Annotated in this window: 13 protein-coding genes; 2 read left to right on the forward strand and 11 right to left on the reverse strand. The window is 72.6% G+C overall.

The window, feature by feature from the left end:
* Positions 1–46 precede the first annotated feature (46 nt).
* Genes PWG71_RS27180 through PWG71_RS27200 form a run of 5 tightly spaced genes read right to left on the reverse strand, consistent with a single transcriptional unit; the run spans position 47 to position 7,480 of the window.
* Complete coding sequence (locus tag PWG71_RS27180; protein ID WP_274812885.1) at positions 47–1,204, reverse strand: VWA domain-containing protein; 1,158 nt, start codon at positions 1,202–1,204, stop codon at positions 47–49.
* The gene (locus tag PWG71_RS27185) at positions 1,201–3,561 is read right to left on the reverse strand and encodes a DUF5682 family protein (protein WP_274812886.1); all 2,361 of its coding nucleotides are present in this window, start codon (positions 3,559–3,561) and stop codon (positions 1,201–1,203) included. The genes PWG71_RS27180 and PWG71_RS27185 overlap by 4 nt, the downstream gene beginning before the upstream one ends.
* Positions 3,561–4,676, reverse strand: a complete 1,116-nt coding sequence (locus PWG71_RS27190; RefSeq protein ID WP_274812887.1) for an ATP-binding protein — start codon at positions 4,674–4,676, stop codon at positions 3,561–3,563. Before PWG71_RS27190 ends, PWG71_RS27185 begins: the two co-directional genes overlap by 1 nt.
* Entirely contained in the window at positions 4,677–6,233 is a 1,557-nt protein-coding gene (locus PWG71_RS27195; RefSeq protein ID WP_274812888.1) for a DUF5691 domain-containing protein, read from the reverse strand.
* Positions 6,230–7,480, reverse strand: a complete 1,251-nt coding sequence (locus tag PWG71_RS27200) for an SWIM zinc finger family protein (protein ID WP_274812910.1) — start codon at positions 7,478–7,480, stop codon at positions 6,230–6,232. Before PWG71_RS27200 ends, PWG71_RS27195 begins: the two co-directional genes overlap by 4 nt.
* Before the next feature lie 449 nt (positions 7,481–7,929).
* On the opposite strand from PWG71_RS27200, the gene PWG71_RS27205 reads away from it, so the two are divergent.
* Together PWG71_RS27205 and PWG71_RS27210 are read left to right on the forward strand one after the other, a co-directional pair.
* The gene (locus PWG71_RS27205; RefSeq protein ID WP_274812889.1) at positions 7,930–9,303 is read left to right on the forward strand and encodes a cytochrome P450; all 1,374 of its coding nucleotides are present in this window, start codon (positions 7,930–7,932) and stop codon (positions 9,301–9,303) included.
* 358 nt (positions 9,304–9,661) lie between these two features.
* Complete coding sequence (locus PWG71_RS27210) at positions 9,662–10,489, forward strand: alpha/beta hydrolase family protein (RefSeq protein ID WP_274812911.1); 828 nt, start codon at positions 9,662–9,664, stop codon at positions 10,487–10,489.
* 680 nt (positions 10,490–11,169) lie between these two features.
* Here the strand turns inward: PWG71_RS27210 and PWG71_RS27215 are convergent.
* The 6 genes from PWG71_RS27215 to PWG71_RS27240 all read right to left on the reverse strand — a co-directional run bounded on the left by PWG71_RS27215 (position 11,170) and on the right by PWG71_RS27240 (position 18,873).
* Entirely contained in the window at positions 11,170–12,501 is a 1,332-nt protein-coding gene (locus tag PWG71_RS27215) for an ABC transporter substrate-binding protein (RefSeq protein WP_274812890.1), read from the reverse strand.
* 70 nt (positions 12,502–12,571) lie between these two features.
* Positions 12,572–13,654, reverse strand: coding sequence for a branched-chain amino acid ABC transporter permease (locus tag PWG71_RS27220; RefSeq protein WP_274812891.1), 1,083 nt, complete (start codon positions 13,652–13,654; stop codon positions 12,572–12,574).
* Between the two features lie 2 nt (positions 13,655–13,656).
* The gene (locus PWG71_RS27225; RefSeq protein ID WP_274812892.1) at positions 13,657–14,508 is read right to left on the reverse strand and encodes a branched-chain amino acid ABC transporter permease; all 852 of its coding nucleotides are present in this window, start codon (positions 14,506–14,508) and stop codon (positions 13,657–13,659) included.
* Between the two features lie 25 nt (positions 14,509–14,533).
* The gene (locus PWG71_RS27230; protein WP_397220960.1) at positions 14,534–15,250 is read right to left on the reverse strand and encodes an ABC transporter ATP-binding protein; all 717 of its coding nucleotides are present in this window, start codon (positions 15,248–15,250) and stop codon (positions 14,534–14,536) included.
* Positions 15,247–16,035 (reverse strand): ABC transporter ATP-binding protein, encoded by a 789-nt coding sequence (locus tag PWG71_RS27235; protein ID WP_274812894.1) that lies wholly within the window; start codon positions 16,033–16,035, stop codon positions 15,247–15,249. Before PWG71_RS27235 ends, PWG71_RS27230 begins: the two co-directional genes overlap by 4 nt.
* 105 nt (positions 16,036–16,140) lie before the next feature.
* On the reverse strand, positions 16,141–18,873 hold the full coding sequence (locus PWG71_RS27240; protein ID WP_274812896.1) for a LuxR C-terminal-related transcriptional regulator: 2,733 nt from the start codon (positions 18,871–18,873) through the stop codon (positions 16,141–16,143).
* Positions 18,874–19,103: the final 230 nt, after the last annotated feature.

Genomic DNA, 19,103 nt, shown 5'->3' on the forward strand with positions numbered 1-19,103 from the left:
GTCGTGCCGGTGAACACCCCATGACCCCACCGGACGGCCCGAATTCTCAGGCCTCCTTCTGCCGGTCCACCCAGGCGGTGAGCGGCTGCCCCTGGATCGCCGCCGCCATCAGCTCCGGGAAGACGTCCGGCGTGCAGGCGAACGCGGGGACGCCCATCTCCGCCAGGGCGGCGGCGTTCTCCCGGTCGTAGAACGGCGCGCCCTCGTCGGAGAGCGCCAGCAGCACCACCACCTGGACCCCGGCCGCCTGCATGGAGGCGATCCGGCGCAACATCTCCGCTCGGACACCGCCCTCGTACAGGTCGCTGATCAGCACGAAGATCGAATCGTTCGGCCGGCCGATCAGCCCCTGGCAGTACGCGATCGCCTTGTTGATGTGGGTGCCGCCGCCCAGCTGGGTGCCGAACAGCACCTCCACCGGGTCGGTGAGCTGCTCGGTCAGGTCCACCACCGAGGTGTCGAACACGACCAGCGAGGTGCGCAGCGTCTTCATGGAGGCCAGCACGGCCCCGAACACGCTGGCGTACACCACCGACGACGCCATCGAACCGCTCTGGTCGATGGCCAGCACCACGTCCTTCTGCACTCCCTGGCTGCGCCGACCGTAACCCACCAGGGTCTGCGGGACGATCGTGCGGTACTCGGGCAGGTAGTGGGCCAGATTGCGACGGATGGTCGCGTTCCAGTCGATGTCGGAGACGCGACGCGGCCGGTGGGTGCGCGCCGAACGGTCGATGGCGCCCTGCACCAGCGAGCGGGTCTTCTGGGCCACCCGGCGTTCCAGGTCCTCGACGACCTTGCGGACCAGGGCGCGGGCCGACTCACGGGCCTCGTCGGGCATGACCCGGTTGAGGGAGAGCAGGGTGCCGACCAGGTGGACGTCGGGTTCGACGGCCTCCATCATCTCGGGTTCGAGGAGGAGCTGGTGCAGGCCGAGCCGCTCCATGGCGTCCTTCTGCATGACCTGGACGACGGTGCTCGGGAAGTACTCCCGGATGTCTCCGAGCCAGCGGGCCACCCGGGGGGCGGACCCGCCCAGGCCGGCGCTGCGCTCGCCGCCGGCGGAGGCGGCGTCGCCCCGGTTGTACAGGGCCTCCAGCGCGGCGTCCATGGCCTGGTCGGTGGCGCCCAGACCGGAGGCGCAGCGGGCCTCACGGCCCAGTACCAGCCGCCAGCGGCGCTCGCGCTCGTCCACGGCGTTCACACGCGTTTCCTTCCGTCGGTGAGGATGGCCAGGGCGGTGGCCAGGGCCGGGGCGGCGCGGTCGACGTCCACCGCGACCCGGGCGCGGACGATCGTGGGCCGGTCGCCGCCCAGGCGGGAGGCGGCTCCGCCGATCTCACGGCGCTCGGATCCGTCGAACGCCCCGAAGGTACGGCGCAGCAGCGGCAGGACCGCGGTGAACCGCTCCTCGGGCAGGCCCAGCAGCCAGGCGTCGATGAGGCCGAGCAGCCGGTCGTCGTGGACCAGGATGAGCCCGCTGCCCTGGAGGAAGCCCTCCAGCCAGGCGGCGGCCTCCGCGGGTTCGACGCCCTGGGACATCGCCAGGCCCAGGCGGCGGCGCAGTTCCTCCGCGGTGAGGTGGCCGGCGTCGGAGAGCATCCGGTTGAGGCGGCCGGCGATCCGACCGGGCAGGGTCTCCCGGTCGGCGAGGGAGCGCAGGGTGGCCTCCCAGTCGGCGAGCGCCTCGCCGCCCAGCAGGGTGGCGGCGGAGTGCGTGCGGTCGATACGGGTGACGAACTCGGCGGCGGCCTGGTCGTCGAGACCGTGCACGGCCGGGGGGAGCCCGACGCGGACACGGCTCAGGATCTCCTCGGCGACGGTGCGCAGGTGCGCGGCGTCGGTGCCGCGCACGTCGCCGTAGCGGGCCGACCGGGCCAGCGGGGGCAGCGCCCCCATGAGGTGGGTGACGTCGTTGTCGGTGGCCGCCCGGTCGGTGAGCAGGGCAAGCACGGTGGGCAGGGCGTCGGCCAGGTCGGCGAACAGGCAGCGCTCGGTGAGTGCGGTCAGTTCCGGCAGTGCGGCGTCGGCGGCGAGTTCGGTGACCCGGGCGGTGGCCGCCGTCGCGAGGGTGGTGCCCCACCGGGCCGACTCGATGAGCGCCACGTCCAGTTCGGGTTCCCAGCGCAGCCGCCACGATTCCCGGAACGTGCCCTTGCCCGCGCTCTCGGAGTCGCGGGGGTGCCCCCAGTCGACTCCGAGCAGCCGGAGCCGGTGCAGGAGGACGCTGCGTTCGCGCTGGCTCTCCTTGCGCAGGTCCAGGTCGAGGTCGCGGTCGAACGGTTCGGCCTTGAGCCGCAGCCGTTTCCGCGCCGCGATGACGTCGCGTTGGAGCGGGACCATGGGCGTGGTGGGCGGCACCGAGCCCATGCGTTCGCCGATGGCCATGGTCCGGTGGACCAGGGCGGCCCGGGTGGGCTCGCCCTCGCACAGGACCGCGGTGAGCGCCTCGGACACCTCGTCGAGGCCGGCGAGCGGACGCCCGCGCAGCACGGCGAGGCTCTCGGCGAGCCGCACCCCCTCGATGACGTGGGAGGACGATACCGGCTGCCCCTCCTCACGGAGCAGCCGGGCCGCCTCGGTGAGCCACCGGTGGACCGGCAGGTCGGGGGCGGTGTAGAGGTGGTGGTACCAGCCGGGTGAGCTGACGCCCGCGCCGTATCCGCTGGCGGAGGCGAGTCGACCGTGGGTCCAGGGCACCCACGTGGCGTTGACCTTGACCTTGGGCAGCCCTTTGAGGAGGTCGGTGTCGACGCGGACCGGGTGGTCGGCGACGTCGCGCAGGGCGGGTGCGTGCCAGGCGCCGCAGACGACGGCGACCCTTTCGTGCCCTTCCTTGAGGGTGGCGCGCAGCACCTGGCGCATGTACGCCTCGCGGCGGGCCCCCCGACCCCGCTCGGGGCCGCTCTCGGCGCGGACGGCGGCCATGGCGTCGGCGATCGCGGGGAACGGCGAGGGCTCGCCGTCGCCGCGCTGCTCGACGACGTCGTCCCACCAGCGTTCGGCGTCGTCGTAACCGGCGGCCTCGGCGAGCACGCCGAGCGGGTCCAGGCGCATCCGGTCGCGGCCCACGGCCTCGGGGTCCTCGGTCGGTCCCTCCTCCCCTCCCTCACCGGAATCCTCCGCGTTCTCCGGTTCGTCGGCCTCCTCGGCGATGCGCCCGGCGAGGGTGTGCGCGGCGGGCAGGTCGCAGAACCGCACCGGAACGTCGTTGGCGACGGCGTAGCGCAGCGCCTCCCACTCGGGTGAGAACACCGCGAAGGGCCAGAACGCCCACCCGCCGCCGTCCGCCCCGCCCGGCCGTCGGGCCGCGGTGGTCTTCTCCTCCGTGGCACCGCTCACCTTCTCCGCACCGGGCGGATCGGCGAGGTGCACCAGCAGCGCCACCGGGGGCTCCAGCTCCCCCACCAGCGGGATCAGCGCGTCGGCCTCGGGCGGTCCCTCGATGAGGACCGCGTCGGGTTTGATCTCGGCCAGGGCCGCCCGGACCGCGCGGGCCGACCCCGGCCCGTGGTGCCGCACGCCCAGGACGTGCAGACCGCTCGTGTCCAGTCGGGCCATCAGGCGCCCACCTCGCGGCAGGCGCGGTAGAACTCGCCCCAACCCTCGCGGCCGCGGACCACCGTCTCCAGGTACTCGCGCCAGACCACGCCGTCGGAGACCCGGTCCTGGACGACGGCGCCCTGGATGCCGGCGGCGACGTCGGCCGGGCGCAGCACGCCGTCGCCGAAGTGCGCGGCCAGCGCGATCCCGTTGGTGAGCACCGAGATCGCCTCGGCGGTGCTCAGGGTTCCGCTGGGCGACTTGACCTTGGTGCCGTTGTCCTCGGTCATCCCGGAGCGCAGCTCCCGGAAGACCGTGACGACCCGACGGATCTCGGTGAGGCCGGCGGGCACCTCCGGCAGTTCCAACGACCGGCCCAGCTGCTCCACTCGCTGGGTGACGATGCGGACCTCGTCCTCGGCGCTGTCGGGCACCGGCAGCACCACGGTGTTGAACCGGCGGCGCAGCGCGCTGGACAGGTCGTTGACGCCCCGGTCCCGGTCGTTGGCGGTGGCGATGATGTTGAAGCCGCGCCGTGCCTGCACCTCGATGCCCAGCTCGGACACCGGAAGGGCCTTCTCCGACAGCACGGTGATGAGGCCGTCCTGCACGTCGGAGGGCATGCGGGTGAGCTCCTCGATACGGCCGATGGCGCCGCGCGACATCGCCGTCATCACGGGGCTCGGCACCATCGCCGCCTCCGAGGGGCCCTCGGCGAGCAGCCGGGCGTAGTTCCAGCCGTACCGGACGGCCTCCTCGGAGGTGCCCGCGGTGCCCTGGACCAGCAGGGTGGAGTCACCGGAGATCGCGGCGGCCAGGTGTTCCGACAGCCAGGTCTTGGCGGTGCCGGGGACGCCGATGAGCAGCAGCGCGCGGTCGGTGGCCAGGGTGGCGACGGCGACCTCGACCACGCGGCGGGCGCCGATGTACTTGGGGCTGATCTCGGTGCCGTCCTCCAGGGTGTCGCCCAACAGGTACCGCGTCACCGCCCAGGGGGAGAGCTTCCAGCCCGGGGGGCGCTGCCGGTCGTCGGCCTTGGCCAGCGCCTCCAGTTCGGCGGCGTAGGTCTGCTCCGCGTGCGGGCGCAGGGCCGCGGCCGTGTCGGTGGCGATGGTGGGGGCGGGGGTGGTCAACTAGAGCTCCCTGTGCATGTCGAGGCGGAAACGAAGGGTGTCCCGAAGGTTCCGGTAGGCGGAATCGCCGGTGTCGCCGACGGCGGACGCGGCGGGCGTCTCCTCGGGCAGGTCGTGGACGAGTTCGGGGGGCATGCGCTCGGCGGCGAGCAGGCAGACGGACCGGTAGCCGCCGTGGTCCCGCTCCCAGCCCTTGCCCTGAAGGCGCCGGACGATCCGGTGCGAGAGGTCGGTGGCCCACGGTCCGGGGACCGCGTTGAGCAGCGACCACACGTCGCGGGTGCCGGTCTTGGGTCCGAAGGAGCGTTCGGCCAGGGCGCAGCGCTCCTCCGCGGACAGGACCCGCAGCAGTGGCTCCAGTTGGAGCGAGCGGCGGTCCCGGGCGGTGCTGACCATGCGTTCGGCGACCCGGCCTTCGAGGAGTCCGAGGGCGGACCGGGCCCAGACGGGGTCCTCGTGGACGCCGATGGCGTTGAGGAGGGCGTCGTGCGCTTCGGCGTCGTCGGAGAGCCGGTCCAAGACCCCGGCGGGGTCGGTGTCGAACAGGTCGGTCCACACGTCGAGCGGGGCGCGGGTGATGAGCGTCCACAGGTGCTCGGCGCGTTCGCGGCGGCTGATCTCCCCGGTGGGCCGGACCAGCGCCAGGTCGCGGAACAACCCGGTCTCCTCGCGTTCGACGGGGGTGAGGACGATCGTGCGCCCGGGTCCGGTCCGGACGTGGGAGCGAACGTGGTCGCGCAGGCGGTCGGCGTGGGCGCTGTGCGGCAGCCGGGTGAGCAGGGACAGGGCCAGGCCGCGCACGTTGGCGCCCCGGTCGTCGAGGGCCCGGTCGAGCAGGTCGGCGTCGTCGGGGCCCAGCCCGATCTCCATGGCCTCCAGCAGACGGCGGCGCAGTTCGGCCTTGCGCAGGTCGTCCCAGATCCCGGCGAGCAGTTCGCGGCCCCGGGCGGGGTCGGCGGCGCGCAGTGCGCAGAGCATGCGGCGACGTTCGCCCTCGGTGCCGTGCAGCCAGGTCTTCTCGTCGAACACGTCACCGGAGCCGGACTCGGCGAGCAGGTAGGACCAGTCGTGTTCGAAGCGGGCGAGCCAGTGGCCGCGCGGTCCGCAGGCGGCGGCGATGGCGGGGCGCAGGCCGCTGTCGCGGGCGCCTCGGTCGAGGAGGTCGGGCAGGTGTTCGGCGGGCGCGCACCGGCCGGCCACGGCCACCAGTTCCAGCCATTCGGTCAGGAGCTCGGGGCGGTCGGCCAGGATGACGCCCAGGCGCGCGGCGGCCTGCGGACCGACCTCGGGCGGGCCGGACGCGGTGTCGGGTTCGATCGGCACGACCCGGGCGGGGGTGTACCCGGCCAGGCGGCGCACCGTGGCCAGGGCGGCCCGGTCGAGCAGGGCGGTCGCGCCCTCGGTGTCGGGGGTCTCGGGCAGGTCGGGGGTGACGGGGACCGACCGGCGGGCGGTTCCCACGAGTGCGGTGGAGACCAGGTGGTCCCAGGAGTCGACGGCCGCCAGCGGGTCCTCGGGGGCCGTGTACCCGCCGTGGGCCGGGGGGTTGGTGGTCACAGGGGGATCGCCTTTCCGGTCCGGTCCCATACGGCGATGGGGGTCAGTCCTTCGCCCGGCGCCCATTCGGCGGCGACGGTGGAGGGATTCCCGCCGGTGACCGCGAGGAGACGTCGGGGGGAGTCGGTGGCCAGGGGCAGGGCGTCACCGGAGGGGTCGGCCAGGTACCAGCGGTCGTCCCGGGCGGGGACGGCCTCGGCGAGGACCACCGGCCAGGCCTCCCTCCAGGGGTCCTCGGCGAGGACCCGGGCGAAGGAGTCGAGGGCGACGGAGATCGTGGTGCCCTCGGGGACGGAGGCGGGACGGTCGGTGCCCGCGGTCGGGACGACGCGGTGTCCGTCGGGGTAGAAGGCCAGGTCCGCGTCGATCGCGGTGCCCACCCGGTAGGGGGTGGTGGGCGCCTGATCGGCGCGGCCGAAGCTCAGGGCCAGGGCCGTGCGCCCGCTGTCGACGCCGCGCAGCCACACGCGCAGGCCCCGTACGTCGTTCTCGGGCATGTCGACCGAACGCCGTCCGAGCACCAGCCAGGTATCGCGGACGCGCTCGCCCGTGGCCTGCACCTCTTCGGTCTTGAGGGCGATGCCGACCCGGGAGCGGACCGCGCCCCGGGTCCGCTCTCCGACGGCGTCGCCGGCCCGGTAGCCGTCGATGAGCAGGTGGATCAGGCTCATGTGCTCCAGCACCCGCTCGGGCCAGCTCTCCTGGCGGGCCACGGTCGGAAGCCGGGAGACCAGACCGGAGGCACCGCCGGCCTTGGCGTCGATCAGGCGCTTGGCCATCCGGTCCCAGTGGTCGTAGCCGAGTTTGGGGACCTCGGCCAAGCCCGCGTCGATCTGGTCGTACAGCCACATCCGCAGTTCGCCCAGGCCGGCGCCGACGGACTCCTCTCGGGCCCGGAGGGTGGCGGCGGTCTTGGCCGGGTCGACGGGGACGGCCGGGGCGGTGCCCTCGGCACGCGCCCGCCGGGCGGCCCGGCCGTCGAGCCAGGCGCCGACCCAGGAGGGCTTCTCCTCCCGAACGCCGACCTCGCCCTGCGACCACAGGGCGAGCAGGCCCAGCACGTGCTTACAGGGGATCTTGCGGCTGGGGCAGCTGCACTTGTAGGCGGTGCCGCCGACGCCGTCCAAGTGGACGGCGGCCAGGTAGGGCTTGGATCCGCTGCCCTCGCACTCGCCCCACAGGGCGGAGGTGCCGCCCGTGGGAGCGGCGACCGTTCCCCGCTCCGGCCACGACGCCGCCTTGGCCACCTTGAGGGCGGCCTTGCGGGACGAGGCGTCCGGAGCGACGGCCCATACGTCGTCGGTACTCCATCGATCGCTCACAAGAGGAACACTACGGGTCGACACCGACAAAAGGAGAGCCTCCGGAAGGGTTCGCGACGACCCGCTCGGATTGTCCCCGGGGCATGCCAGGCTGGCCCGTAACACCCGGTCATCGACTTCTTACGGCGTATGGAACAAAGGTCTTCTTTTTAATGAGAAGACTCTTTTATCAAAGAAGGACCCGACCGTGTGAACGCATTTTCGCGAGAGCATTGAAAACGATCGCTCGGGCCTCTTACAATGCCACGATCAGGGCGCCGACCACCGCGCCGGTCCTCATCACCATCGGGACGATCCCGCCCTCCCCGCGCACGCACACCCCCGTTCTCCGAAGGGAGGGAAGCGGCCCCTGTTCCGCGGGTACCGCGCACCCGATGACCACCCGTTCCTCCGACGGCACGCCCTCCTGCGGCCGTGCCGCCCCCCTTCCGCGCTTCTACGGCCCCACCCCGGACACCGGACGCGACTCCCTCTGGGACGAACTGCGCGAACGTCACGGCTCCATCGCCCCGGTGGAGCTGGAACCGGGGGTGCGCGCCTGGCTCCTGCTGGGCTACCACGAGAACCTCACGGTGTTGCAGAATCCGCACCTGTTCTCCCGCGACACCCGGCGTTGGCGCGAGGTCCTCAACGGCCGCATCGACCTGGCCACGGCCCGCCCGGCCCTGTCCTGGCGGCCCAACGTCCTGTACGCGGACGGCGCCGATCACACCAGGCTGCGCGGGCCGATCGTGTCCGCCCTCTCCCGGGTGGACATGGCCGCCACCGCCCGGGACGTGCGCCGGATCGCCGACGACCTCATCGACTCCTTCATCGCCGACGGCGAGGCCGACCTCATCGGCGGGTTCGCCGATCCGCTCCCGGTCCTGGTGCTCAACCGGCTGTACGGCCTGCCCGACGGCTACGGTCACATGCTGGGCGATCTCACCGGGATCGTGTTCGGGGACGACGCCAGACGGGCGGAGGACGCGATGATCCGGATCCAGCAGTACTTCGCGGGACTGGTCGCCCGCAAACGGCGGAAGCCGGGCCGTGATCTGGCGTCGTGGATGTTGGAGCACGCCAACGGGTTGACCGATCACGAGGTGGCGCATCAGGCGGCGCTCATGAACAGCGCCGGCCACCAACCCACCACACATCTCATCGGCAACACGATGCGCACACTCCTCACCGAGGAGCGCATCCGCGCCGCGCACTCCGACGCCCGGCTCTCCATCCGGGAACTGCTCGATCACGTCATGTGGACGGACACGCCGTTCCAGGTCCTCCCGGCCCGCTTCGCCCTTCAGGACGTGCGCATCGGCGACACGGAGGTGCGGGCGGGCGACGCGCTGCTCATCGGGTTCGACCCGGCGCACCGGGATCCGGCGGTGCGGCGCGGTCGCGAGGAGACCGGTGTGGTGCGCGGGGCCAGGGCCCACCTGATGTTCGGCGCGGGACCGCACGCGTGTCCGGCCCACGAGCTGGCCCGGATGATCGCCGCGACCGGGGTGAGCGCCTTGCACGAACGCCTGGTCGGGCTGCGCCCGGCGGTGGACCCGGCCGGACTGCGGCGGGTGCCGTCCCCGTTCGTGCGCGGGTTGTCGGCCCTGCCCGTGGTGTTCGTCCCGGGTGAGCCGCTCCCGCCCCGGGAACCGGCCGTCCCGGCGAACACCGACGCCGGGCCGACACCGCCGGACGAGGCGCATGCCCCGGCGGACGACCTGCTCGGTCGGCTGTTCACCTGGTGGCGCTCCCTGCACAGGTGACCGAATTGGGAAGTTTGTTACGTTCGCCCTTATTGGCCATCATGATCGATCACTTTGGGTCCACGCGATCACCACGACCGGTGATCCAACGGATGCGCGTTCATCGGATCGTCACGATAGTGAAAGCAGGAAATCGCCCGAAAACAACCGGCGGCATACCGCTCCGGTCGGGACGGCGTCCCTTTCTCCCCCGCGCCGTGAAGGCGCACTCCCCCCGATCCGCATTCTCCTCGGAGAGCGCGGATTCCCGCAGAAAAGGTGTGAAGTGCACACGACGACCCTTCCCCCGGGATCGACGACCGATCCCGCCCCCCGCCGACTCCGTTCGTGGGTCGCGCGCACGGCCGCCGCCGTTCTGATGGCCGGTGCCGTCACGGCCGGCGCGACCGCCCCCGCCCACGCCGCCAACCCCTACGAGCGCGGGCCCGCCCCCACCGAGCAGAGTGTCACCGCCACGCGCGGCCACTTCGACACCGCGACCGTCTCCGTGTCCTCGCTGGTGAGCGGATTCGGCGGCGGCACCATCTACTACCCGACCGACCGCAGCCAGGGCACCTTCGGCGGCGTGGTCATCGCTCCCGGCTACACCGCGAGCGAGTCGTCCATGTCCTGGTACGGGCACCGGATCGCCTCTCAGGGCTTCGTGGTGTTCACCATCGACACCATCACCCGCTACGACCAGCCCGACAGCCGGGGTCGGCAGCTCGACGCCGCCCTGGACTACCTGGTCGAGGACAGCCGGGTCGCCGACCGGGTGGACGGATCCCGCCTGGCCGTGATGGGTCACTCCATGGGCGGCGGCGGCACGCTCGCGGTCGCCGATGACCGCCCCGAACTGAAGGCGGCCATCCCGCTCACCCCCTGGCACACCCAGAAGCGGTGGTCGAGCCTCCGGGTGCCGACCCTGATCATCGGCGCGGAGAGCGACAGCGTCGCCTCGGTGCGCACCCACTCCATCCCGTTCTACGAGAGCCTGCCCTCCTCGCTGGACCGGGCCTACCTGGAGCTGCGCGGCGCGAGCCACTTCGCACCCAACGTCTCCAACACCACCATCGCCAAGTACTCCATCTCCTGGCTGAAGCGGTTCGTCGACGACGACACCCGCTACAACCAGTTCCTGTGCCCGCCGCCGCGCACCGGCTTCGGCACCGACTTCTCCGACTACCGCGACTCCTGCCCGCACTGACCGGCGCGGCACGGTCGAGGGCGGCGCCCCGGGAGACCCTCCCGGGGCGCCGTCCCCTTTGCGCGCCCGGAGAAGCGGCCGCCGTCGTCGGGACCGAAGCCGGGGAAGCGGCGCCCGAGCCGTGTCCCCGAACCGGTACGGAGGTTCCGTGAGAGTGCCCGCGACACGTTCCCCGGCGTCCACGGCCGCTCGTCCCCACAACACGGCGGTGAGGGGCGGTCGCCCGCCTTCACGGCGGGGCCGTGCGGGCCGGGTCGGGGACACGCGGGAGGGACGGACCCCTCGCGGCGAGGGGACGCCCCGGGGGAGACGACCTCCCCACCGGAGCGAACCGTGGACGGTCCGGCGGGGAACCCTCCCCGTGGAGGGCGCTCGCCGAGGGGACACGACCGCCCGTCCCCGCAGACCGGCGGGGACGGGAGGAAACGGACCCCTCGCGGCGAAGGGACGCCCCGAAGGCGTTCCGAGGGGACGCCCCGAAGGCGTTCCGGAAGACGCGGCCGCCCCCGGACCGGACCGTGGACGGGCGGGCGCGGGACGCCCTCCGCGAAGAGGACGCCCCGAAGACCTCCGGGAGTCGCGCCCGCCCCACCGGACCGGGCCGGCGGACGACGACGAAGGGGCGGGGCCCGGGGGATCCCCCGGGCCCCGCCCTGTGCTCGAACCGACCGATCGGTCGATCAGTCGTGGAAGACCAGCTCCTCCGGGGACAGCGGCTCGTAGTCGCTCTCCTCGATGAGCCCGCCGTCGCGGTCGGTCACCCGGGCGCCCTGGATCATCTCGGTCTCGCCGCCCTCGTTGTACTGCACGACGTAGGCGCCCTGGTGGCCACCGTGGTCACCGTCGGACGAGGAGAACGGGACCGCGCCGGGGCCCTGCCACTCCTGCGCCTCCAGGGCGTCGATCAGCGCCTGCCGGGTGAGGTCGGGACCGGCGGACATCAGGACCTGGGCGAACATCACGGCCTGGGTCATGCCGTACAGGTGGGTGTTGGTGAGGGTGTCGCCCTCCCCGTACTCCTCGTAGATGTCGGCGAAGAACGCCGCCCACTCGTCATCGGGGTCCTCGACCCGGGGCATGTAGCCGGTGATGATCAGACCGTCCAGGAAGGCGTCGGCGGGGACCCCCTCGGCGTCGGTGTCCTTGGTGAACTGGGCCAGCAGACCCTGGAGGGTCGCGGTGTCGCCACCGATGCTGGAGACCACCCACTGGGGCTGGTAGTCGATGCTCGCCGCCTCCAGCATGCCGAGCGCGACGAACGCCGGGATGCAGGAGCAGACGATCACCTCGGCCTCGGACCGCTTGAACTCGGCCATCTGGGAGCTCAGGTCCGGAGCCTCGGACTCGTAGTGCTCCCGGGCCACGACCTCATCGGTGAGGTACTGGTCCAGACCCTCCTGGGAGTTCTCGCCGACGTCGTCGTTCTGGTACAGGTAGCCGACCGCCTGGTCGGGGAAGTTCTCGGTGATGTACTCACCCTGGATCTTGGCCTCCTTGGTGTAGTCCACCTGCCAGCCGTAGGTGAGCGGGTGCTCCTCCGTGTTGTTCCAGGCCAGCGCGCCCGAGGCGGGGAAGACGTCGGGGACGCCCTCCTCGTTGAGGTAGTCGACGACACCGCCGTGGGTCGGGGTGCCCAGACCGCCGAGCATCGCGAAGATCTCGTCCTCGATGACCAGCTTGCGGGTGACGTCGATCGTCCGCGCCGGGTCGTAGCCGTCGTCCTCGACCCGGTAGTCGATCTGCCGGCCGTGGATGCCGCCCTGTTCGTTGATGTGGTCGAACACGGCGGCGGTACCGCGCGAGATCGACGCGTAACCCGCGGCGGCGGGGCCGGTGAGGGGCTGGTGGGTGCCGATGACGACGGCGTCGTCGGTGACACCCGTGGACACGGACAGGTCCGGTCCGTCCTGCTCGGCGACCTCGCCCGCGCCGGTGCAGGCGGTGGCGGCCAGGGTCAGGGCGAGCGCGGCGGCCAGGGTGCCCCTTCGCGCCGTGATTGTCGTGGTGCGCACGATGTTCTCCTTCGGGTGGGGGGGTGTGCGATGTGGAGAGCGGGGATGAGCGGGAATGGAAAGGGTCGGTTCAGTGGCGGCCGGAGCGCAGGCGCGCGCCCAGGCGTTGCAGGATCCCGTGGAAGCCCAGGGGCTGGAATCGCAGGACGAGGATGAGGAGCACGCCGAACAGGACGATCGGCAGGTTGTTCTCCACATCCCGGCTCAGGGAGAAGGCACGGACCGCGTCCGAGAGCCAGATCTCCAGGTAGACCACGGCCAGCGCGGCCCACAGGGCGCCCCACATGCTGCCGATGCCGCCCAGGACCAGGGCCGCGAGCAGGGTCAGCGACAGCGCCAGGGTGAAGATGCTCGGGGTCGCGGTGCCCAGGACGTAGACCTGGAGTCCGCCGGCCAGGCCGCCGGCGGCGGAGGCGATGACGAACGCGACGACCTTGGTGGCGCCGACCGGGATGCCGGACATGGCGGCTGCGGTCTCGTCATCGCGGATGGCGCGCATGCGCCGGCCCAATCGGCCGGTGGAGACGGTCGCCAGGACGGCCAGGCCGATGACCACGGTCGTCCACACCACCAGCGCCTTCCACTCGCTGGCGGAGAGCAGGCCCTGAAGGAAGGGCGGCGCCCCGGCGGTGCGCACGGTGAGCCCGTTGCTGCCTCCGAGGAACTCGTGGTAGCGGTGCGTCAGACCGGGCAGGCCGACGGCGAGGATGAGCGTGGCGCCCGCCAGGTAGGGGCCGTGCAGACGGGCGGTGGCGGCGCCGACGAGGACGCCGGCCACGGTCGCGACGACGACCACCAGGACCAGGTTCGCGCTCAGCGGCAGCATCGGCAGGTTGCCGACCAGCAGCGCCATCGTGTAGGCGCCGATCATCATGAACGCGCCGTGTCCCAGGGACACCTGCCCGCTGCCGCCGACGAGGAGTTGCAGGCCGGCGATGGAGAGCATCGTGTAGCCGACGGCGGCGAAGCGCAGGGCGGTCAGGTCACCGGTGACCAGGAGCAGGCCGGTGACGACGACGAGCGCCAGAGCGGCGAGGAGCAGGTGCCGCAGCGGGGAGGGCAGCGCGCGCCAACGCTCGCGCGGGGACCGGGCGGTCGACGCGGGGCCGGACACGGGGGCGCGTTGTTCGCGCTCGGTGGCGGACGTGGACATGGCTACACCTTTCGCGCGGTCGGGCGGGACAGGATGCCGTCGGGACGCACGCTCAGCACGAGGACGACGAGGGCGAGGGCGGTGAGGGTGGCCAGCTCGGGACCGGCGTAGCCGGAGACGTAGGACATGCCGAGCCCCACGAGCAGACCGCCGATGATCGCGCCGAACGGGCTGTCCAGGCCGCCGACGACGGCCGCGGTGATGCCGTAGACGAAAACGATGTCGAACACGTTGGGCGAGATGAACGGGGGGCCGGCGAGCATGCCGGCGAGGGCCGCGATGAGGGCGGAGAACGCCCACCCGGCGGTGAGCATCAACCCCACCTTGACCCCGCTGAGCCGGGCCGCCTCCGGCCGGAAGGCCGCGGCGCGCATCTGTAGCCCCAGCGGTGTGAAGCGGTAGACGCAGAACAGGAGTACGGCGACGGTGCCCACCGAGACGAGGGCGAAGACGTCCGCCGGGGACAGTCGGCCCACGTAGTCGAAGGCGTAGCCGAATCCGTGCTGCTGGTTGCCCCAGATCATGCCGACCCCGCCCTGGGCGATCAGGAGCAGGCCGAGCGTGACGATGATGGCGTTGAGCTGGGAGGTGCGGGCGATCGGCCGCACGATGAACCGTTCAGCGAGGGCTCCGACGGCGGTGCCCACGGTGAGCGCGGCGATGAAGCCGATCCAGTAGGAGCCGGTGAGCGGGGCGACGGTGGCCGCGGTGTAGACCGCGACCAGCGCCATGGCGGGTTGGGCGAAGTTCACCAGGCGGGTGGCCTGGTAGATGATGACCAGGGACAGCGCCAGGGCGGCGTAGATCGCGCCGGACGCCAATCCGCTCAAGGTCAGGTCGACGAAGCGGTCCATGGGGGGTCCTCCTCGGGATCCGGGCTCAAAAGCCCAGGTAGGCGTGGCGCGTGCGGTCGTCGGAGAGCAGCTCGTCGGAGTCGCCCTCGGCGGCCACCCGGCCCTGGTTGAGGACGACGCCGCTGTCGGTGGCGGCCAGTGCGCCCGCGGCGTTCTGCTCGACCAGGACGACGGTGAGCCCGGTGCGTTCGCGCAGGTCGCGCAGGAGGGTGAAGATCTGTTTGGTGACCAGGGGCGCCAGGCCCAGGGAGGGCTCGTCCAGCAGGAGGATCCGGGGGCGGGCCATGAGGGCGCGACCGATGGCGAGCATCTGGCGTTCGCCGCCGGAGAGGGTGCCCGCGGACCGGCCGAGCCGTTCGACCAGGGGCGGGAACAGCTCCAGCACCTCGGCCTCGGTGGCGCGGTCGCGTCGGGAGGTGCGCCACAGCGCGCCCAGGCGCAGGTTCTCCTCGACCGTCAGTTCGGTGATGACGCCACCGCCCTCGGGGACGTGGGCCAGGCCGCGGGTGATGACGCGGTCGGCGGGCAGGCGGGTGATGTCCTCGCCGTCGAGCAGTACCCGGCCGGACCCTGCGCGGTGCAGACCGGTGATGGTGCGCAGGAGGGTGGTCTTGCCCGCCCCGTTGGCGCCCAGGATCGCCCGGAAGCCGCGTTCGGGGACGGTGAAGGAGACGCCGTCGAGAGCGCGGATCGCGCCGTAGGAGGCGGTGAGGTCCTCGACCTCCAGCAGGGCGCTCATCATTCGTTCCCATCGTCGGTGGTGCCGAGGTAGGCGCGGGTGACCTCGGGGTCGGCGCGCACCTCGTCGGGGGTTCCGGTGGAGATGACCCGGCCGAAGTTGAGGACCACGATGTGGTCGCAGACCTCCATGACCAGGTCCATGTGGTGTTCGACCAGGACGACGGCCATGTCCCGGCCCAGTTCGCGGATCTGCGCGGCGAGATCGCCGATCTGTCCGCCGGACAGGCCGCCGGCGGGTTCGTCGAGCAGGAGCAGTTCGGGATCGCCGACGCAGGCGCGGGCGAGGGCGACCTGCTTCTGGACGCCGTAGGGAAGGGTGCCGGGAAGGCGGTACGCGGTGTCGGCGACACCGAACCGCTCCAGTGCGGCCATGGCGCGTTCGCGCAGTTCGCGTTCGTCCCGGTGGTGGCGGCCGAGCCCGGTGAGGAGTGAGAGGGGTCCTCCTCGGGCGAGGCGGTCGGCGCCGACCGCGACGTTGTCCAGGACGGTCATCAGCGGGAAGAGGTTGAGGCCCTGGAAGGTGCGGGCGATCCCGGCGCGGGCCAGGTGGTGGGTCCTGCGGTTCGATGGCGGTGCCCCCTTCCAGGTGATGGTCCCCGAGGTGGGGCGCAGGACGCCGGAGAGCACGTTGAACAGGGTGGTCTTGCCCGCCCCGTTGGGTCCGATGAGTCCGGTGACACCGCCCGGGCGAACGCGCAGATCGACGTCGTCGAGAGCGGTCAGTCCCCCGAAGCGGACGGTGATCCCCTCTGCGGTCAGGAGGTGTTCGGTCGCTGTCGTCGTCATGGGATGCCTTTCACCCCGCCTTTCTCCGTGTCGCGGATCGGCGTGGTATACCGACCGGTTGGTATGAAGGGGATGTCGGGCACCGTCGCCCGTGTCCCCGGATGATCAGTTGAAGAGGCGGGCCAGGTCCACGCGGGACCTGATGCCGAGCTTGCGGAAGATGCCGCGCAGGTGGTGCTCCACCGTGCGTGGGCTGATGAACATGTGCGCGGCCACCTCGCGGTTGGTCGCGCCTTCGGCGACCAACCGGGCGATCTGTTGCTGTTGCGCGGTCAGCTCGCCCGTGGACGGTGACTCCGGACCGCGTTCCCCCGTTCCGAGGGCGCGCAGCTCGGCGCGGGTCTGTCGGACCCACAGCCGGGCACCGAAGCGTTCGAAGGACTCCTGCGCGTTGTGCAGGTGTTCGCGGGCCCGCCCCGGCAGCCGCGCCCGACGCAGGAAGGCGCCGAAGAGCAGCTGGGTGCGGGCGTGTTCGACGTCGTCGTCGCCGCAGGCCCGGTGCAGGGCCAGGGCGCTCTCGAAGTGGTCGGCGGCCTCGTCCGGTGGGGCCAGCAGACCGGCGCCGCGTTCGGCCAGGGCCATCGCGCTCGGCGAGCCGATCGCGTCGGCCCAGCGGCGGTAACCGGCCAGGGAGGTGCGCGCCCACTCGATCTCGCCGATCCGTGTCGCCGCCTCGACGAAGTGCGGCGCCGTGAGCAGCCGCATCGTCGGGTGCCCGTGTCCGGGGCCGGCGTGGACCAGGGAGCGCAACCGGAAGAAGGCCTCGGCCGCGTTGCCGCGCGACAGTTCCAGGACGGCCAGCGCCCACGAGGCCAGGGCGGCGGCCAGACCCAGGCTGTTCTCCCCCGCCTGGGTGGCGACGGCGCGCGCCCGGATCCGGCAGGTGTCGATGTCGCCCTGGATGGCCGCGATCATCGCCAGGGACGCCAGGTGCTGGGTGGCCCAGATGGTCTGCCCGCTCTCCCGGGAGACCCGCAGGCCGTTGAGCGCGGTCCCGGCGGCGGAGGGGAACCGGCCGCTCCAGAACTCGGAGAACACCAGGAACCCCAGGGCGGCCGGGATCGTCGCGCGTTCCCCGGTGAGCCGGGCGACCTCCACCGCGCGGGTGGTGGACCGGCGGACGAAGGGGTCGTCGGACAGACGCAGCCCGGCGATGCCCGACCAGATCAGTTCCGACGGCTTGTCGACGAGTTCGGCCAGCCGGGTGGCCTCGCGCAGCAGCGGTGTGGAGCCGGGGTAATCACCCCGGAAGGAGATGCTGCACCCCTCCAGGAAGGCGGCGACCAGGCGCACCGGTTCGGGATCGTCGGGGCGGACCAGGGGCAGCGCGAGCCTGGCGGCGCGGGCGTGCCGGGCCGGGTCCCCGGCCAGCGAGGCGGAGTCGGCCGAGCGCACCAGGGTGCGCAGGGCCAGTTCGCGGTCGTGCGGAATGAGGTCACGGCCGACCGTGTAGAGACGCTCCGCGACGTCCACCGCGTTGGAGCCGCGCATCGCGATCTGGGCGTCGACCAGGTCGACCAGGGCGCGCCGCCGATCGGTCACCGCGAGCGGCCTGGCCCGGGAGAGGATCCGTCCGGCCTGCTCGGAGCGGCCCGCCATGTACGTCTCGTACGAGGCGCTGGTCAATCGGCAGGCGCGGATGTCGGGGTCGGGGGTGAGGGCCGCGGCCCGTTCGTAGACCAGGGCCGCGGCGGTCCGACCCTCCACGCGCTTGGCCCGGCGCGCCACGGCGACCACCGAGTCGGCCAGGTCCGCGTCGGGGGCGTCCGCGCCCGCGGCGGTGTGCCGGGCGAACGTCGTCGGGTCCGAATCGGGGTCGGTGACCCCGGCCAGGGCCCGGTGGGCCGCTCGCACCGCGGCGGCCGGGGCGCCCTGGGTGAACGCCCGCCCCACCAGGGGGTCGGTGAAGACGACGATGTCGTCCTCCACCCGGACCAGGCCGAGGTCCTCGGCGGACTCCAGGTCGGCCACCGCCGAGCCCTCCGTTCCGGCGGCCCGCGACAGCAGGTGGAGGGGGATCCCCTCGCCCAGGGCCGCCAGGAGCAGCAGGGAACGGGTGCGCTCGGGGAGGTCGCGGTAGGGGGACAGCAGGTCGGCGCGGAGCCGGTCGGGCAGACGCGGGGCCTCCGAGGTGGGGTCCTCGGGATCGACCGACGGCGATTCCAGGTGGCCCAGGAGGACGGCGGGGTTGCCGTGGGCGGAGCGCACCAGGACGGCGCGTGCGGAGGCCGGCAGGGTGACCGGCGCCCGGTCGGTGAGGATGTCGTGGAGCGCCCGCTCCTCCAGGGGGTGGAGGTGCCGTTCGGGGATCCCGGGCACGAGGGCGTCGGCGGCTCCGGGCTTGATCCGGCCGTCCCGGGCGGAGAACACGATCGCCGTCGCGGTGCCGGCCAGACGACGGGCCGCGAAGGCCAGCGCGTCAAGGGAGGGGCCGTCGAGCCGGTCGGCGTCGTCGACGCACACCAGGAGGGGCTCGTCGGTGGTGAGCCGGTCGAGCAGCGACAAGGACAGGGACATCCGGTCGTCGACCCGGCCCCGGGTCAGGGCCTCGCCCAGGGGTGCGGGGTGCGGGGCCAGGGGGCGCAGCAGGCGTTCGAGACCGGCCAGGGGCAGATCGGCCTCGTCGGGCACACCCCCGCAGTGCAGGACGGTGAAATCACCGGCGTTCTCGCGCAGGTGGGCGAGGAGCGCGCTCTTGCCGCGCCCCGGACCGCCCGTCAGGATGAGGGACGCGCCGCGCCGAGCCCTCGCGTCGTCCAGTACTTCGGCGAGGACCCGCAGTTCCCTGTCGCGGCCCCGCAGGCGTGTCGCCCGGGGGTCGGTGTTTCTGCCGATCACGGGCTCAGATTCGCACAGCGAACCCCCGTTGCGGCAGGTGCGGGCGGTCACACTGGTCGTTTCACCGATACCCGCACGGACTCGCACGCGCGAAGGAACGGGCCGGACCGAGGGCGGGGGCGACGACCCCGGGGACACCTGCTCCCCCTGTTCCACCTGGGATTCTGCGCCGAGCAAAGGTGATGGGGATCACCATCGGACGGCCTCTCGCGCCCCTTCGGCCGAACATG

It is taken from the genome of Nocardiopsis sp. N85 (assembly GCF_028882275.1).
GTDB lineage: Bacteria > Actinomycetota > Actinomycetes > Streptosporangiales > Streptosporangiaceae > Nocardiopsis > Nocardiopsis lambiniae.